General features: G+C 40.1%; 13 protein-coding genes, 1 pseudogene and 1 other annotated feature. All 14 genes and pseudogenes read left to right on the top strand.

The window, feature by feature from the left end:
- Positions 1-105: 105 nt before the first annotated feature.
- Complete coding sequence (gene rplA / locus ASE01S_RS11785; protein WP_067842523.1) at positions 106-798, top strand: 50S ribosomal protein L1; 693 nt, start codon at positions 106-108, stop codon at positions 796-798.
- 48 nt (positions 799-846) lie between these two features.
- Positions 847-997 (top strand) — a sequence feature (ribosomal protein L10 leader region).
- Between the two features lie 52 nt (positions 998-1,049).
- Positions 1,050-1,550, top strand: a complete 501-nt coding sequence (rplJ, locus tag ASE01S_RS11780) for a 50S ribosomal protein L10 (protein WP_067842520.1) — start codon at positions 1,050-1,052, stop codon at positions 1,548-1,550.
- 70 nt (positions 1,551-1,620) lie between these two features.
- Positions 1,621-1,983 carry a 50S ribosomal protein L7/L12 gene (rplL, locus tag ASE01S_RS11775; RefSeq protein WP_067842517.1) on the top strand — a complete coding sequence of 121 codons (363 nt, stop codon included), beginning with the start codon at positions 1,621-1,623 and terminating at the stop codon, positions 1,981-1,983.
- A gap of 202 nt (positions 1,984-2,185) precedes the next feature.
- Positions 2,186-2,785: a class I SAM-dependent methyltransferase gene (locus ASE01S_RS11770; protein WP_067842514.1), complete on the top strand. Its 600-nt coding sequence runs from the start codon at positions 2,186-2,188 to the stop codon at positions 2,783-2,785.
- A 531-nt stretch (positions 2,786-3,316) separates the two neighbouring features.
- A complete protein-coding gene (gene rpoB / locus ASE01S_RS11765; RefSeq protein ID WP_067842511.1) occupies positions 3,317-6,853 on the top strand; it encodes a DNA-directed RNA polymerase subunit beta in 3,537 nt (1,178 codons plus the stop codon).
- A gap of 108 nt (positions 6,854-6,961) precedes the next feature.
- Complete coding sequence (gene rpoC, locus ASE01S_RS11760) at positions 6,962-10,576, top strand: DNA-directed RNA polymerase subunit beta' (RefSeq protein WP_067842508.1); 3,615 nt, start codon at positions 6,962-6,964, stop codon at positions 10,574-10,576.
- Positions 10,577-10,721: 145 nt separating this feature from the next.
- A complete protein-coding gene (locus ASE01S_RS11755) occupies positions 10,722-10,973 on the top strand; it encodes a 50S ribosomal protein L7ae-like protein (protein WP_067842505.1) in 252 nt (83 codons plus the stop codon).
- A gap of 116 nt (positions 10,974-11,089) precedes the next feature.
- Positions 11,090-11,503, top strand: a complete 414-nt coding sequence (gene rpsL / locus ASE01S_RS11750) for a 30S ribosomal protein S12 (RefSeq protein ID WP_067842502.1) — start codon at positions 11,090-11,092, stop codon at positions 11,501-11,503.
- 199 nt (positions 11,504-11,702) lie between these two features.
- Entirely contained in the window at positions 11,703-12,173 is a 471-nt protein-coding gene (gene rpsG, locus ASE01S_RS11745) for a 30S ribosomal protein S7 (protein WP_067842499.1), read from the top strand.
- Between the two features lie 85 nt (positions 12,174-12,258).
- Entirely contained in the window at positions 12,259-14,337 is a 2,079-nt protein-coding gene (gene fusA / locus ASE01S_RS11740) for an elongation factor G (protein WP_067842496.1), read from the top strand.
- Between the two features lie 127 nt (positions 14,338-14,464).
- Positions 14,465-15,655 (top strand): elongation factor Tu, encoded by a 1,191-nt coding sequence (gene tuf, locus ASE01S_RS11735; protein ID WP_067842493.1) that lies wholly within the window; start codon positions 14,465-14,467, stop codon positions 15,653-15,655.
- 273 nt (positions 15,656-15,928) lie between these two features.
- Positions 15,929-16,102, top strand: a pseudogene (locus ASE01S_RS16530) (transposase); the annotation flags it as partial.
- 176 nt (positions 16,103-16,278) lie between these two features.
- Entirely contained in the window at positions 16,279-17,004 is a 726-nt protein-coding gene (locus ASE01S_RS11730; protein ID WP_067842490.1) for a hypothetical protein, read from the top strand.
- A gap of 13 nt (positions 17,005-17,017) precedes the next feature.
- Positions 17,018-17,542 carry a hypothetical protein gene (locus ASE01S_RS11725; protein ID WP_067842487.1) on the top strand — a complete coding sequence of 175 codons (525 nt, stop codon included), beginning with the start codon at positions 17,018-17,020 and terminating at the stop codon, positions 17,540-17,542.
- The last annotated feature ends 306 nt before the right edge of the window (positions 17,543-17,848 follow it).

The following is a 17,848-nucleotide window of genomic DNA, read 5'->3' as shown; positions in this document are numbered from 1 at the left end:
GGGGCATAGGCAACTAGCTTACTATAAGCTCTTGCTTGATAGTAAGGTCCGCTTTTGCAAGTGGGAGGTTTAACCGTTAAAACCACATTTAAGGAGGAAATAATAATGGCAAAGAAAACAAAAAAGCAGCAAGAAGCGTTAAAGCTGATTGACCGCACAAAGCAATATAGTACTGAAGAAGCTTTGAAATTAGTAAAAGAAAATGCAACAGCAAAGTTTGATGAAACTGTTGAAGCAGCTTTTCGTTTAGGTGTTGATCCTAAAAAAGCAGATCAGCAAATTCGTGGAGCAATGGTATTGCCACACGGAACGGGTAAGACCCAAACGGTTTTAGTATTCGCTAAAGGTGATAAAGCGAAAGAAGCTGAAGCCGCGGGTGCAGATTATGTTGGAGAGCAAGACCTAATTAATAAGATTAACCAAGGCTGGTTTGACTTTGATGTTATCGTTGCAACACCTGATATGATGGCTGAAGTAGGTAAGCTTGGACGTGTTTTAGGACCTAAAGGCTTGATGCCAAACCCTAAAACAGGTACAGTAACATTTGATGTTGAAAAAGCGGTTAAAGAGATTAAAGCTGGTAAAGTTGAATATCGCGTTGATCGCCAAGCTAATGTTCATGTCCCAATTGGGAAGGCTTCATTTGAGCTTGATCAACTCGTTGAAAATTTTGAAGCGTTGGCAAGCACATTGATTAAAGCTAAGCCTCAATCTTCAAAAGGGGTTTATTTACGAAATGTAGCTGTTACGTCAACAATGGGCCCTGGTGTTAAAATCGACCCTACTACATTAGCATAAGAAAAAATAACTTGACTTGATTATGGCGCTTCGCTATAATGATGAAGGTTAATTAAATACGTTATACCGTAGACAGCAGGGGCTGATTGCAGCTTAATAGCCTGCCGAGGTGTTGAATAAAGGTAAATGTTTATTTTGACATGCCTATAACACAATCTCCCTCACGTCTACTTTAGATGTGAGGTTTTTTATTGGCAACAATAAAGACCCGATCTTTCGGTATGATGGTCAGTTTGGTAGGAGGTGGAACAATGTCAAAAGTTATGGAAACAAAAAAACAAGTTGTATCAGAAATTTCAACAAAACTTCGCGACAGCCAATCAACACTTTTAGTTGATTATCGTGGTCTTGATGTAGCAGAGGTTACTGAGCTACGTAAGCAATTACGTGAAGCAGGGGTTGAATTTAAGGTGTATAAAAATACTTTAGCTCGCCTTGCTGCTAACGAAGCCGACCTCAGTGAATTAAACGATATCTTAGTTGGCCCTACCGCTATTGCGTTTAGTAATGAAGATGTGGTAGCACCAGCAAAGGTGTTAAATAACTTTGCGAAAGAACATGAAGCATTAGAAATTAAAGGTGGCGTAATTGAAGGTAAAGTTGCAACTCTTGAACAAATTAAAGAGCTTGCAGATCTTCCAAATTACGAAGGCCTACTATCTATGCTACTCAGCGTACTTCAAGCGCCTGTGCGTAACTTTGCTTATGCTACTAAAGCCATTGCAGAGCAAAAAGAAGAGCAAGGTGCATAGACACATCAATCTAATCTTTGATCAATCCTGTTCGGAGAATAATACTATATTTAATTAGGAGGAACTAAAAATGTCTAAAGAGCAAATTATTGAAGCAATTAAAGAAATGTCTGTTCTTGAGTTAAATGATCTTGTTAAAGCAATTGAAGAAGAATTTGGAGTAACAGCAGCAGCGCCTGTAGCAGTAGCTGGTGGCGCTGGTGGAGAAGCTGCAGCAGAAAAAACAGAATTTGATGTTGTTTTAGCTGATGCTGGTGCTTCAAAAATTAAAGTTGTAAAAGCGGTTCGTGAGATTACAGGTCTTGGACTTAAAGATGCTAAAGATCTTGTAGATAACGCACCAGGCGCAATTAAAGAAGGCGTTGCTAAAGAAGAAGCTGAAGAAATGAAAGCGAAGCTTGAAGAAGTTGGCGCTAGCGTTGAATTGAAGTAGTTTATGTTGTTTGAAAGCTCGTCTAACTTTAGGCGGGCTTTCGCTTTGAGGTTATAACGCGTTAGTACTAGTTGTATTAGTTTTGACGCTAGAGTGAGATAAAAGCTTTGATCGTTCGTCGAGTCATGATTAGGTTAGTATCCCTCACTCTACCTCAACCAGATTGACAAAACTAGCCTAGAAGAAGTAGGTGCTAAGAAAGATGTCTGAGCATTATTTTTCGAATAAACCCCAATCTAAAAGCAACCCCAAAACGTGGTCATTTGAACTACGAGGTCACATCTTCCATTTTACTAGTGACAGTGGTGTCTTTTCCAAAAATGAAGTTGATTATGGCTCTAGAACATTAATTGAGGCATTTGTGCCACCTGAGATTACAGGCGATCTCTTAGACCTTGGATGTGGATACGGACCGATCGGATTAGCCATAGCTAAAGCCTTTTCTGACCGCCATGTAATGATGAGTGACATCAATGAGAGAGCACTTGTATTAGCAAAGGAAAATGCTGAGCGGAACAAAATTAGTAACGTGTCTTTCTATCACAGTGATCGCTTCACTAATATCGCACAGGATCACTTTGCGGCTATTTTGGTTAATCCACCTATTCGAGCAGGTAAACAAACGGTTCACCAAATGTTTAGTGATAGCTACAAGCGCTTAACAGTAGGCGGAGAGCTGTGGGTTGTGATTCAAAAAAAACAAGGCGCTCCATCAGCGCTGAAGAAGCTCAATGAATACTTCGGTGAAGTTGAAGTTACGACACGACAAAAGGGCTATTACATTATTAGGGCTAAAAAATAATTTAGCTCGGTTAGGTTTGAAATAAATCATACCAAATAATTGACGAGATTGCCCGGCTGTGGTAATATAGAAAAATGCCAATAGAACCTTTTTGGTGTCAAGTGTTTTTTTATATAAAAAAATATGTATATTTTAGTAGGTAAATGGACAAGATGGTTAGAACGCAGAAGAGGATTAAATAGCTTTGATAAGAAAAATCAAGTAAGGATCCTTTATTTCATTATGCTTTCTGATTTTTTGCTTATGGAGAAGTATCGAATCAAGCGGATCGACTCTTGTTCAGGGTGCTCAATAGGTATCATTTGCTTTGGTTTAATAAGCAAATGTAGCTATATATTTGACTTGCGTTCAGCTAGCAAGTTTGTGTTCGCTTTATACCGAACACGCTATTCTGAATTAAATTATACCTGTTCCATTCGATAAGTCAATAGTAGCTGATCAAAATCGGATAGAATAAGGTATGTAAGCTTAACAAAGATAAGATTGCTTAAGCTTTTTTGTTTTTTATTCTTGATTTGAGGGGTGAAGCAGTTGACAGGTCAACTAGTTCAGTATGGACGACACCGCCAGCGCAGAAGCTATGCACGTATTAGTGAGGTACTAGAGTTACCAAATCTAATTGAGATTCAAACAGCCTCTTACCAATGGTTTTTGGAAGAGGGATTGCGAGAAATGTTTAAAGATATTTCTCCAATCGAGGATTTTCAAGGCAATTTATCACTTGAATTTGTTGACTATAGTTTAGGTGAGCCTAAATATCCTGTTGACGAATCAAAAGAACGTGATGTAACGTACAATGCGCCTTTACGGGTGAAAGTTCGTTTGTTAAATAATGAAACTGGCGAAGTAAAAGAGCAAGAAGTTTTTATGGGGGATTTCCCATTAATGACAGATACAGGTACGTTTATCATTAATGGTGCTGAACGTGTTATTGTATCTCAGCTAGTCCGTTCACCTAGTGTTTACTATAGCGAGAAGATTGATAAAAACGGGAAACGTGGCTACACCGCAACAGTCATCCCTAACCGCGGGGCATGGTTGGAGTTTGAAACAGATGCTAAAGACGTTGTCCATGTCCGTATCGATCGAACTCGAAAACTACCAATCACTGTTCTGTTACGTGCCTTAGGCTTCGGCACAGATCAAGAAATTATTGATTTGATTGGTGATAACGAGTATTTAAGAAATACTCTCGAAAAAGATAATACAGAAACAAGCGAGAAAGCTTTGCTTGAGATATATGAAAGATTACGACCAGGTGAGCCACCAACCGTAGAAAACGCCAAGAGCTTACTCGTTTCGCGTTTCTTTGATCCAAAGCGTTATGACTTGGCTCATGTTGGTCGCTATAAAATTAATAAAAAGCTGCATATTAAAAACCGTCTATTTAATCAGACATTAGCTGAGACTCTAGTGGATCCTGAAACCGGTGAAGTACTTGCTGAAAAAGGTGCTACACTAGATCGTCGCTTGCTAGATAAAATTCTGCCATATTTGGAACGTGAAGAAGATCGGATCGGTGAGTACTATCTTGATCCAAATGATGGTGTTGTAGAAGAACAAATAAGATTACAAGCTATTAAAATTGTTGATCCTACTGATCCTGAAGGTGAGAGAACCCTTAATGTAATTGGTAATGCTATCGTCGACTCCTCAGTGAAAAACATAGCACCAGCTGATATATTGGCTTCGATTAGCTATTTCTTTAACATCTTACACCAAGTTGGTGATACGGATGACATTGATCATTTAGGTAACCGTCGTTTGCGTTCAGTTGGAGAATTGCTTCAAAATCAATTCCGGATTGGATTATCTAGAATGGAACGTGTTGTTCGTGAACGTATGTCTATCCAAGATACGTCGGCGATTACACCACAACAGTTGATTAATATTCGACCGGTAATTGCTTCGATCAAAGAGTTTTTTGGTAGCTCTCAGTTATCTCAATTTATGGATCAAACCAATCCATTGGCCGAGTTGACGCATAAACGTCGTTTATCTGCATTAGGGCCAGGTGGTTTGACCCGTGAGCGTGCTGGCTTTGAAGTGCGAGACGTTCACTACTCTCACTATGGACGGATGTGTCCAATTGAGACACCAGAGGGTCCAAACATCGGTTTGATTAACTCGTTGTCTTCTTATGCCAAAGTCAATAAATTTGGCTTTATCGAGACACCATATCGCCGTGTTGATCCTGAAACAGGAAAAGTGACCGATCAATACGATTACCTTACAGCAGATGAGCAAGACAACTATGTTGTAGCTCAAGCCAATGCGCGCCTTGCTGAAGACGGTTCTTTTATTGATGAAGAGGTTGTTGCCCGTTTCCGTGATGAGAACGTTGTGATATCTCGTGACCGCGTTGACTATATGGATGTATCACCAAAGCAGGTTGTGTCAGCAGCGACTGCATGTATCCCGTTCCTAGAGAACGATGACTCTAACCGGGCGTTGATGGGGGCTAACATGCAACGTCAAGCTGTACCATTAATGCAGCCACGTGCTCCAATTGTGGGTACTGGTATGGAATATGTATCCGGAAAGGATTCTGGTGCTGCGGTCATTTGTCGTCATGACGGGATTGTTGAACATGTTGAGGCTAAAGAGGTCCATGTCCGTCGAGTTGTTGAAGTGGACGGCAAAGAAACACAAGGCGATCTTGATCGTTACAAGCTACAAAAGTTTATTCGTTCTAACCAAGGTACTTGCTATAACCAACGCCCAATACTTAAAGTAGGCGACCGCGTAAGTAAAGGCGAAATTATCGCAGATGGTCCGTCTATGGAAGATGGCGAATTGGCTCTTGGTCAGAATGTGCTAGTTGCTTTCATGACTTGGGATGGTTATAACTATGAGGATGCCATTATCATGAGTGAGCGATTAGTTAAAGATGATGTTTATACCTCTATTCATATTGAGGAATATGAGTCAGAAGCACGTGATACGAAATTAGGACCAGAAGAAATTACACGTGATATTCCAAATGTCGGGGAGGATGCCCTCCGTGACTTGGATGAAAGAGGGATTATTCGTATCGGTGCCGAAGTTGAAGACGGCGATTTATTGGTTGGTAAGGTAACACCAAAAGGTGTCACAGAATTATCAGCAGAGGAGCGTCTCTTACACGCTATTTTCGGTGAAAAAGCCCGGGAAGTCCGTGATACATCCCTTCGTGTGCCACACGGCGCTGGTGGAATTGTCTTAGATGTTAAAATCTTCAATCGTGAAGATGGCGATGAGCTTCCTCCAGGTGTAAATCAACTCGTCCGTGTTTATATCGTTCAGAAGCGTAAAATTCACGAAGGTGATAAAATGGCGGGCCGACATGGTAATAAAGGGGTTATCTCTAAGATTTTACCAGAAGAGGATATGCCATTCTTACCAGATGGTACACCAGTTGATATTATGTTAAACCCATTAGGGGTACCATCACGGATGAACATCGGTCAGGTGCTTGAATTACACTTGGGAATGGCTGCCAAACAGCTTGGTATTCATGTTGCATCACCGGTATTTGATGGTGCGAGTGAAGAAGATGTTTGGGAAACGATTGAAGAAGCAGGTATGGCACGAGATGCTAAGACCATTCTCTATGATGGTCGTACTGGAGAAGCTTTTGATAATCGCGTCTCAGTGGGTGTCATGTATATGATTAAGCTTGCTCACATGGTTGATGATAAACTACATGCTCGTTCGACGGGGCCTTACTCACTTGTTACGCAACAGCCATTAGGTGGTAAAGCGCAATTTGGTGGTCAACGTTTTGGTGAGATGGAGGTATGGGCACTTGAGGCTTATGGTGCTGCCTACACGCTTCAAGAAATCCTAACCGTTAAATCGGATGACGTGGTTGGGCGTGTGAAAACGTATGAAGCAATTGTTAAGGGAGAAAATGTGCCAGAGCCAGGTATTCCAGAATCGTTCAAAGTGTTGATTAAAGAGCTTCAGAGTCTTGGTATGGATGTGAAAATGTTGTCTGCTGATGAAGAAGAGATTGAGCTTCGTGATATCGAAGAGGACGATCAGCCTACCACAGAGCAATTTAATCTCGAGCTTGAAGAAAAGTAAACCAGTTATCGTTTGAGTAATGGATTGAAAGGTACGGATTGGGAGTGAGAGCTAACTAGCTTCTCATCCCCGTTTTGCCTAACACATACTAAAAGGGAGGTAGACCCCTTGCTAGATGTAAATAATTTTGAATATATGAAAATAGGTTTGGCATCACCAGACAAAATACGGTCATGGTCTTATGGGGAAGTTAAAAAGCCTGAAACAATTAATTATCGTACGTTAAAGCCTGAAAAAGATGGGCTGTTTTGCGAGCGTATTTTTGGGCCACAGAAAGACTGGGAATGTCATTGTGGTAAATATAAACGAGTTCGCTATAAAGGTGTTGTTTGTGACCGATGTGGTGTAGAGGTGACAAAAGCAAAGGTTCGTCGTGAACGGATGGGGCATATTGAGCTGGCAGCACCTGTTTCACACATTTGGTATTTCAAAGGTATTCCGAGCCGAATGGGACTTGTATTAGACATGTCTCCTAGAGCTCTTGAGGAAGTTATCTATTTTGCTGCCTATATTGTTACAGATGCTGGTGACACGCCATTAGAAAAAAAGCAGCTTTTATCAGAAAAAGAATACCGTGCCTATCGTGAAAAGTATGGTCAAGGCTTTCAAGCACAAATGGGAGCTGAAGCGATCAAAAAAATTCTTCAAGAAATTGATTTAGAAAAAGAAGTTGAATTTTTAAGAGAAGAGCTTAAATCTGCTCAAGGTCAGCGTCGTACGCGTGCCATCAAACGTTTAGAGGTCATTGAGGCATTTAGACATTCTGGTAATGACCCTTCATGGATGATTATGGATGTTTTACCGATTATCCCACCAGAATTACGTCCAATGGTTCAATTAGATGGTGGACGATTTGCAACATCTGATTTAAATGATCTTTATCGCCGTGTGATCAACCGTAATAATCGCTTGAAACGTCTATTAGATCTTGGTGCACCTAGCATCATTGTCCAAAACGAAAAGCGTATGTTACAAGAAGCTGTTGATTCATTAATTGATAATGGTCGTCGTGGTCGCCCGGTAACAGGTCCGGGTAACCGTCCATTAAAATCTTTATCACACATGCTAAAAGGTAAGCAAGGTCGATTCCGTCAAAATCTTCTTGGTAAACGTGTGGACTATTCTGGTCGTTCAGTTATTGTCGTAGGACCTAACTTAAAAATGTACCAATGCGGTCTACCTAAAGAAATGGCAGTCGAGCTATTCAAACCTTTTATTATGAAAGAGCTTGTTGAACGTGGTTTAGCCCATAATATTAAATCAGCTAAACGCAAAATTGAACGTTTACACGCTGAGGTGTGGGAAGTATTAGAGGATGTAATTAAAGAACATCCAGTCTTGCTTAACCGTGCCCCAACCTTACACCGATTAGGTATTCAAGCGTTTGAGCCTACGTTAGTAGAGGGCCGCGCTATTCGTCTACACCCATTAGTTTGTACGGCATATAATGCTGACTTTGATGGGGACCAGATGGCGGTTCACGTTCCACTTTCCGCTGAAGCCCAGGCGGAAGCTAGAATTTTAATGCTTGCCGCTCAGAACATTCTAAATCCTAAGGATGGTAAGCCTGTTGTTACACCTTCACAGGATATGGTATTAGGTAACTATTACCTTACGATGGAGCGAGAAGGTGCATTAGGCGAAGGAATGGTCTTTAAAGATTTGAATGAAGCGTTAATTGCTTATCAAAACGGATATGCCCATCTACACACACGGGTTGCTGTCCAAGTTTCTTCATTAGGTAAAGATAACTTTACTGAGGACCAGCAAAGTCAATTGCTTTTAACAACGATAGGTAAATTAATCTTTAATGATATTCTTCCAAAGTCATTCCCATACTTGAATGAACCAACTCAGCATAACTTGGAAGTCGAAACGCCAGCTAAGTATTTTATACCTAATGGAACTAATGTGAAGGAAGAGTTAGCAAAGCGCGAACTAATCCCACCATTTAAAAAAGGTATTCTTGGCGATATCATTGCCGAAGTCTTTAAGAAGTTTAAAATTAGTGAAACATCTAAAATGCTTGACCGTATGAAAGATCTAGGATTTAAATATTCAACAAAAGCAGGTATTACCGTTGGTGTTGCCGATATTGTTGTATTAGCGGAAAAAGAGCAAATCCTAGAAGAAGCGCAAACGAAAGTTGATAAAGTGTTAAAACAATTCCGACGTGGTTTAATTACGGAAGACGAACGCTATGAGCGCGTTATCTCGATTTGGTCACAAGCTAAAGACGTTATTCAAGATAAATTAATGAAATCACTGAGCCATCGCAACCCAATCTTTATGATGAGTGATTCAGGAGCGCGTGGTAATGCTTCTAACTTTACCCAGCTAGCGGGTATGCGTGGTCTGATGGCCAACCCAGCTGGGCGGATCATTGAGTTGCCAATTAAATCAAGCTTCCGAGAAGGCTTAACTGTGTTGGAATACTTTATCTCGACGCACGGTGCGCGTAAAGGTCTTGCCGATACAGCACTGAAAACAGCTGACTCTGGTTATTTAACTCGTCGATTGGTGGATGTAGCACAAGATGTTATTATTCGTGAGGACGATTGTCATACTGATAAAGGGTTAACTGTTCAAGCGATTACTGAAGGGTCAGAGGTTATTGAACCACTTACTGACCGTCTAATTGGTCGAACTGCCTTCCAAACAGTACGGCATCCAGAGACTGACGAAGTGTTAGTTGAGAAAAACGACTTCATTAATGAAGATGTTGCTAAGCAGATTGTTGATGCTGGCATTGAAGAAGTAACAATACGGACTGTCTTTACATGTAATACGAAGCATGGTGCTTGTAAGAAATGCTATGGCCGCAACCTTGCTACTGGTGAAGAGGTAGAGGTTGGCGAAGCTGTAGGTATTATTGCTGCTCAATCCATTGGTGAGCCAGGGACACAGTTAACAATGCGTACCTTCCACACCGGTGGGGTTGCAGGTAGCGATATTACTCAAGGTTTACCGCGTATTCAAGAGATTTTTGAAGCACGTAATCCGAAAGGTCAGGCGGTTATTAGCGAGATTAATGGTACCGTCCAAGACATTAGTGAAGTAAAAGAAAAGCAAGAGATCATTGTACAGGGTGAGATTGAAACCCGAACTTACACTGTCCCTTATGGTTCTCGAGTTAAAGTGGCTGTTGGTGACCAGGTATCTGCGGGTGAGCCGTTAACAGAAGGTTCAATTGATCCAAAAGAGCTATTGAAGTTCCAGGGAGTAGATGGTGTTCAATCCTACTTGCTTAAAGAAGTCCAAAAGGTTTACCGTATGCAAGGGGTTGAGATTGGCGATAAGCACGTTGAAGTAATGGTTAGACAGATGTTACGCAAGGTCCGCATTGCTGACTCAGGCGATACAGATGTCCTACCAGGCTCGTTGCTAGAAATTCACCAGTTCCGTGAAGCTAATAAACAAGCTTTACTTGAAGGAAAGCAACCTGCTGTGGGTCGTCCAGTTTTACTAGGAATCACGAAGGCATCACTCGAAACCGATTCATTCTTATCTGCAGCATCATTCCAAGAGACAACACGTGTGCTTACGGATGCTGCCATCAAAGGTAAGCGTGATGAACTACTTGGCCTTAAAGAAAATGTTATTATTGGTAAGCTTGTTCCTGCAGGTACAGGTATGCAACGCTACCGTAAAATTGAAGCACAAACAGAACAACCTGTCGATAATTTCATTGAAGAAATACAAGAAGATGAGCAAGCTCTATAAAAAGAGTTGCTGTTAGCACAGATTGATTTAGTACTACCCAAGGAAAAAATTATTGTCTTTGTTGAATTTAAGTTGACATGAGCTGACTTGGGTGGTACTATATTCAAGGTGCTTCTGTTACCTTATTGCTTTGGAGGATATGCTAATGTCTTATGATAAAGTAACTAAAGTAAAGGATCGTTTGATTATCGGCACTAAACAAACGATAAAAGCCATGAAGAGTGGCGAAGTGAAGGAAGTCGTTATCGCTGAAGATGTCGATTTAGACATGATAGCGAAGGTGTCGCAGCTAGCTGAAAAAATGGATATTCCTTATACAATGGTGGATTCTAAGAAAAAATTAGGGAAAGCCTGTGGAATTGAAGTGGGGACAGCAGCCGTAGCAATAAAGCAATAGAGTTTTGATGAAAAGAGGCTAATTGGCCGTATTTCATGAAAGCTTTGTTTTTTGCTTATAAATGAACCACCTGGATGTGTGGAATTACAAGTAAGTGATGAGAGGAGGAAAAAGTAATGCCAACTATTAATCAACTTGTCCGTAAAGGTCGTGTGAGCAAGACGAAAAAGTCTGATTCACCAGCTTTAAATAAAGGATACAATAGCTTTAAAAAATCGTTGACTGATCAATCTTCACCACAAAAACGTGGGGTATGTACACGTGTTGGTACGTTAACACCTAAAAAACCGAACTCTGCATTACGTAAATATGCACGTGTTCGTTTAACTAATGGTATTGAAGTTACAGCTTATATCCCAGGTATTGGTCACAACCTTCAAGAGCACAGTGTTGTGTTAATCCGTGGAGGTCGTGTAAAAGACTTACCTGGTGTGCGCTACCATATTGTTCGTGGTGCGTTAGATACTGCTGGTGTGGATGGTCGTATGCAAGGCCGTTCTAAGTATGGAACAAAGCGTCCTAAAAAATAAAATATTAAAGTGTGTGTTCAAAAAAGCCGAATAAGAAGCAAGCGGATTGAGATGTTGATTAGTTGAGCAACAAAAGCGTATCCTTTGATACATGAGTAGCGCAAAACTGAGCCAACAATGAGATGCGACGCTTATCAATTGGTTTTTTGAACAACCTATCGAAGAAATTTTGATTGATTATCATGAAAGGAGGTAGACTATGCCACGTAAAGGTCCTGTAGCTAAACGTGATGTCTTACCAGATCCGTTATATAACTCGAAGCTTGTCACTCGTTTGATTAACCAAATTATGGTTGATGGAAAAAGAGGTAAGGCTCAAAAAATTCTATATCGTGCTTTTGAACTTGTCCAAGAACGTAGTGGCCAGCCGGCTATTGAAGTTTTTGAACAAGCAATGAAAAATGTTATGCCTGTATTAGAGGTTCGTGCTCGTCGTGTTGGTGGTTCAAACTACCAAGTTCCGGTTGAGGTACGTCCAGAACGTCGTCAGGCATTAGGTCTTCGTTATATCGTAAATTACTCCCGTCTACGCGGTGAGAAAACGATGGAAGAACGTCTTGCTAACGAAATTTTAGATGCATCTAATAATACAGGTGCTTCAGTTAAGAAGCGCGAAGATATGCACAAAATGGCAGAAGCAAACAAAGCATTTGCTCACTACCGTTGGTAGGATGAAGCAATCTAACATATTAGCTTGCTAATATGTTAGTCTGCTGATCAATTTTGATATAACATAAGAGGAAGGAGAAAGAAATATGCCTAGAGAGTTCTCCTTGGAGAAAACACGTAATATTGGGATCATGGCTCACATTGATGCGGGTAAAACAACTGCTACTGAGCGTATCCTTTTCTATACTGGTAAAATCCACAAAATTGGTGAGACGCATGAAGGTGCTTCACAAATGGACTGGATGGAGCAAGAGCAAGAGCGTGGTATTACCATTACATCTGCTGCTACAACAGCTCAGTGGAAAGGGCACCGCATTAATATCATCGATACTCCAGGTCACGTAGACTTTACTGTTGAAGTAGAGCGTTCACTGCGTGTACTTGACGGTGCTGTAACAGTACTCGACGCACAATCTGGTGTTGAGCCACAAACAGAAACCGTATGGCGTCAAGCAACAACTTATGGTGTTCCGCGTATTGTATTCGTCAATAAGATGGACAAAACCGGTGCAGACTTTATGTACTCAGTTGGTACATTAGCGGACCGTTTAGGTGCTAATGCTCACCCTGTTCAGTATCCTATCGGAGCTGAAGATGCGTTTGAGGGGATCATTGACTTAATTACAATGGAAGCCTATTTTTATGAGGATGACCTTGGTACGCGTGCTGAAGCAAAAGAAATTCCGGCTGATTTGAAAGATAAGGCGGAAGAGTTGAGAACACGTTTAATCGAAGCAGTTGCTGAATTAGATGAAGACTTGATGATGCGCTACTTAGAAGGTGAAGAAATCTCAAATGATGAATTAAAGCAAGCGGTTCGTAATGCAACGTTGAGTGTAGAATTCTATCCGGTATTCTGTGGTTCAGCGTTTAAGAACAAGGGTGTTCAATTGCTTATTGATGGTGTGGTTGATTACTTACCGTCACCAATTGATATTCCACCAATTGAAGGGCACATTCCTGAGACAGGTGAGGAAGTTGTTCGTAAAGCTGATGATAATGAGCCGTTCTCAGCATTAGCATTTAAAGTTGCAACTGACCCATTTGTTGGTAAGTTAACCTACTTCCGAGTCTATTCTGGTGTATTGAAATCTGGTTCTTATGTACAGAATTCAACTAAAGGTAAGCGTGAACGGATCGGACGTATCCTGCAAATGCACGCTAATTCTCGTGAAGAAATTGATGAAGTTTACGCGGGTGACATTGCTGGAGCTGTAGGCTTAAAAGATACAGGTACAGGGGATACACTATGTGATGATAAGAACCTTGTTATCCTAGAATCCATGGAATTCCCAGAGCCAGTAATCTCGGTAGCTATTGAACCAAAATCTAAAGCTGACCAAGATAAAATGTCTGTAGCCTTAGGTAAACTTGCTGAAGAAGATCCAACCTTTAAAACAGAGACCAATCCTGAAACTGGTCAAACGATTATTTCTGGTATGGGTGAACTTCACCTTGATATTATCGTAGACCGTATGAAGCGTGAATTTAAAGTAGAGGCTAACGTAGGTGCGCCACAAGTATCCTACCGTGAAACCTTCCGTAGTTCAGCTGAAGTTGAAGGAAAGTTTGTCCGTCAATCTGGTGGTCGTGGACAATACGGTCATGTTTGGATTAAATTTGAGCCGAATGAAGAAGGCGCTGGCTTCGAATTTGTCAATAACATTGTCGGTGGGGTTGTACCACGTGAGTACATTCCATCAGTTGAAGCTGGGATTAAAGAGTCAATGGAAAACGGTGTTCTTGCCGGCTATCCATTAATCGATGTCAAAGCAACTCTTTATGATGGTAGCTATCATGATGTTGACTCTAACGAAACAGCCTTTAGAGTAGCGGCTTCAATGGCATTAAAAAATGCGAAGAGCAAATGTAACCCTGTTATTTTGGAGCCGATTGAAAGAGTTGAAATCATTGTTCCAGAAGAATATATGGGTGACATTATGGGGGATGTAACCTCTCGTCGTGGTCGAGTAGAAGGTATGGAGGCTCGTGGTAATGCACAAGTGGTTAAAGCATTTGTGCCATTAGCTGAAATGTTTGGTTATGCGACAGCATTACGTTCAAACACTCAGGGCCGTGGTACTTATACAATGGTATTCGACCACTACGAAGAAGTCCCTAAAGCGATTGCTGAAGAAATAATTAAGAAAAATGCTGGGGAATAATTGATTTTTTCCAGAAACTAAAGTATAACTTGTATTGTAAGCTTAGAAATAATTTAGTTTGTTTCTAAGTAAGCATACATGATATATATAAAATTAACTTTTATTTATTTAAAGGAGGAACTATATAATGGCTAAAGAAAAATTCGACCGTTCCAAAGACCACGTTAATATTGGTACAATTGGACACGTTGACCACGGTAAAACAACTTTAACTGCTGCAATTTCTACCGTGCTTCACCAAAAATCTGGTAAAGGTACTGCAATGGCATACGATCAAATTGATGGTGCGCCTGAAGAGCGTGAGCGTGGAATCACAATCTCAACTGCACACGTTGAGTATGAAACTGATAACCGTCACTATGCACACGTTGATTGCCCAGGACACGCTGACTACGTTAAAAACATGATCACTGGTGCTGCTCAAATGGACGGCGCGATCTTAGTAGTATCTGCTGCTGATGGTCCAATGCCACAAACTCGTGAGCACATCCTTCTTTCTCGTAACGTAGGTGTACCAGCTATCGTTGTATTCTTAAACAAATGTGACATGGTAGACGACGAAGAGCTTCTTGAATTAGTTGAGATGGAAGTTCGTGATTTACTATCTGAGTATGACTTCCCTGGTGATGATGTACCAGTAATTAAAGGTTCAGCTCTTAAAGCACTTGAAGGAGATGCAACTTACGTTGACGCGATCATGGAATTAATGAATGCTGTTGATGAGTATATTCCTCGTCCAGATCGTGATACTGAAAAACCATTCATGATGCCAGTTGAGGACGTATTCTCTATCACTGGTCGTGGTACTGTTGCAACAGGACGTGTTGAGCGTGGTGTTGTTAAAGTTGGTGACGAAGTTGAGATCATCGGTCTTGCTGAGGAGCCAAGCAAAACAACTGTAACTGGTGTTGAAATGTTCCGTAAGCTTCTTGATTTTGCTGAAGCTGGTGACAACATTGGTGCGCTTTTACGTGGTGTATCTCGTGAAGAGATCAACCGTGGACAAGTGCTTGCTAAACCAGGTACAATTACACCTCATACTCAGTTCAAAGCAGAAGTTTATGTTTTATCAAAAGAAGAAGGAGGACGTCACACTCCATTCTTCGATAACTACCGTCCTCAGTTCTACTTCCGTACAACTGACGTAACTGGCGTTGTTAATTTACCAGAAGGCGTAGAAATGGTAATGCCTGGCGATAACACTGAAATGACTGTAGAATTGATTTCACCAATCGCGATTGAAGATGGAACTCGCTTCTCTATCCGTGAAGGTGGACGTACAGTAGGTTCAGGCGTTGTAAATAAAATTGAAAAATAATTAATAGCATAAAATGCTTATAAAAAATCCGATTACCTATTTAGGTAGTCGGATTTTTTGCTTTCTTTATTGGCTCTATAATATTTGTTGGGGTTCAGATAAAATTCTGAAAAAAATGCACGATATCGTCCATTCTTTAGACTTGGTTGATGAGAAGCTAGAAACGAATGGAGATAACGTGCATAATGAATTCTACATATTATTACCAGGATCAGAAGAAGTAATCGTTAAGAAAGTTGAAATCGGAGTGGATAATTTCATAACTGGTAAGTTGAGGTATTAAACAGCTTTTCCTATAACTACACCAATGGTTTTCTAGAAGGGATAAATAATCTCACTAAAGTAATGAAACGAAACGCCTTTGGCTTTCAGAGCTTTTGACGGTTTCGATCAAAGATATGGTTAAAAACACATAAGTATAAAAGTGAGAGTGTTCATGTTAGGTAAGGGTGAAGCAACATTCACAAAAAACCCAACATTTAACACACAACCCATAAAATAATAGAATATAAAAAGTTTTACAAGTAAATTATTGACATTATTACTTATAGTGCTACTATTAAATCATCCGTTTCCAGATTTTAATTATGAGCGTAATAAACCATTAGAGAGGTAGATTTGAAATGAGAGAAATTAAAAGGTGTTTAGTAATTGCTCTAATCTTTACAATTATCAGCATGAATTTCACTCCGATTTTATCTGCACGAAGTTACAATGGGGGTCCAACTATTCCGGCTCCACATTTACCCTCTGAAACGACTATAATTAATACAGAGATATTCTACCCTGAAGGACATGAAGGGGATGTTAGGCTTTTTGTTAATGATCCTGGGAATGGTGCTACTAAAATTAATGATGCGCTTTCAAAACTAAACGGCCTAAGAGATAGAAGACCAAGAGATTTCAAATCGATGGAGACGTTTAAAAGTGCCTCAATTACACTAGCTACCTATCTACCTGGCATAGGGAAATGGATTGAGAAAGGTAGTTCTATTTGGAATTCGCTAACAAAGGTAGCAAAAGATGTAGGCAGTGGTAAAGGGAAAAATGTTAAGAGCACAACACAGTATTCAGATCGGTATTTTTACCATTGGTTATATGTTTATGATAGAGGGGCGTGGAGAGACTATGGCTATAGTTTAAGTCGCTATTGGTATAAGCATGTGGTCGTATCATATATCGATAGTAAAAAGGATGAGGTTGCAACAGCTAGTTACGACTATTCACGCAAAAAAAATAGTCCAAACAAGATTTCTAAAGCACCTAATTATATGAATAAAAAAAGGTTATCTCAAATCATACAAGGGCGCTGGAGAAATGGCACAGGCGGTTATACAGAGTCTTACTGATAGGAGTTTAAGAATGTTGAGAATTTTGTATCTATTATCATTAGCATTACTTCTTACAAGTTGTAATTCATCAAATTCAAGTGAATTTGATGAATTAACCTATACCAAGGTTAATGAAGAAATTGAGAATCTTGAAGAGGAAGAAAACCCTGTATTTGACATGCTGACCATTGAACAGACATATTATCAAATTGAAGATGAGGGCGACGACTTTGAAAGAAGACTGGAAATTGAATTTATCATAAAAAACATTACTGATAAAGAAGTGACGATGAAATATATTGGTTTTTTCCCTGATGAATTGGAGCAGTATTATCTAAGTCGTAATAGTCTAATAGGGGATGAGTACCCGTTAAAATCAAATCAAGAATGGCGCCATTCAGCTTCTATGTTAGTGCAATACCCAGAAAATTTGCCGGATGATGCAAAAGAATATTTAGAATCTGAAGGTGAGAAGATTTATTTTGCTTTTGAAATTGACGAAGAGCTCTATTATTTAGAATTTGATCTTGATGATGAAATGAAAGCGAGTGATTAAACGGTTTTGACAACTAGTTATCACCTCACTTTTGTTTTAGCTGGGAAATGACTACTAAGCTAATTAGGTTAGTAGTCATTTTTTAAATTCTTGAATCCTCCGTTACATTTGATAAGCAAGGCGATTTAAATTTATGGCTCTATAGTAAGGCGGACAAAGAGTTGATGAGGATGTCATTATCGCAGAGGAGTAGCAGGAACAAAATTATTAGCCAGCTTTTAATTTGGCTTGATAACCTGATGAATACATAATTAGTCAAACACACAATCGTAGTTTTTGACCCAATGTTAAGAAATTTTAACAAAA

The sequence above is a fragment of the Amphibacillus sediminis NBRC 103570 genome (assembly GCF_001552275.1).
GTDB classification, from domain to species: Bacteria; Bacillota; Bacilli; order Bacillales; family Amphibacillaceae; genus Amphibacillus_B; species Amphibacillus_B sediminis.
Note: the sequence above shows the minus strand (reverse complement) of the source record. Positions and strands in the feature narration are given on the sequence as shown.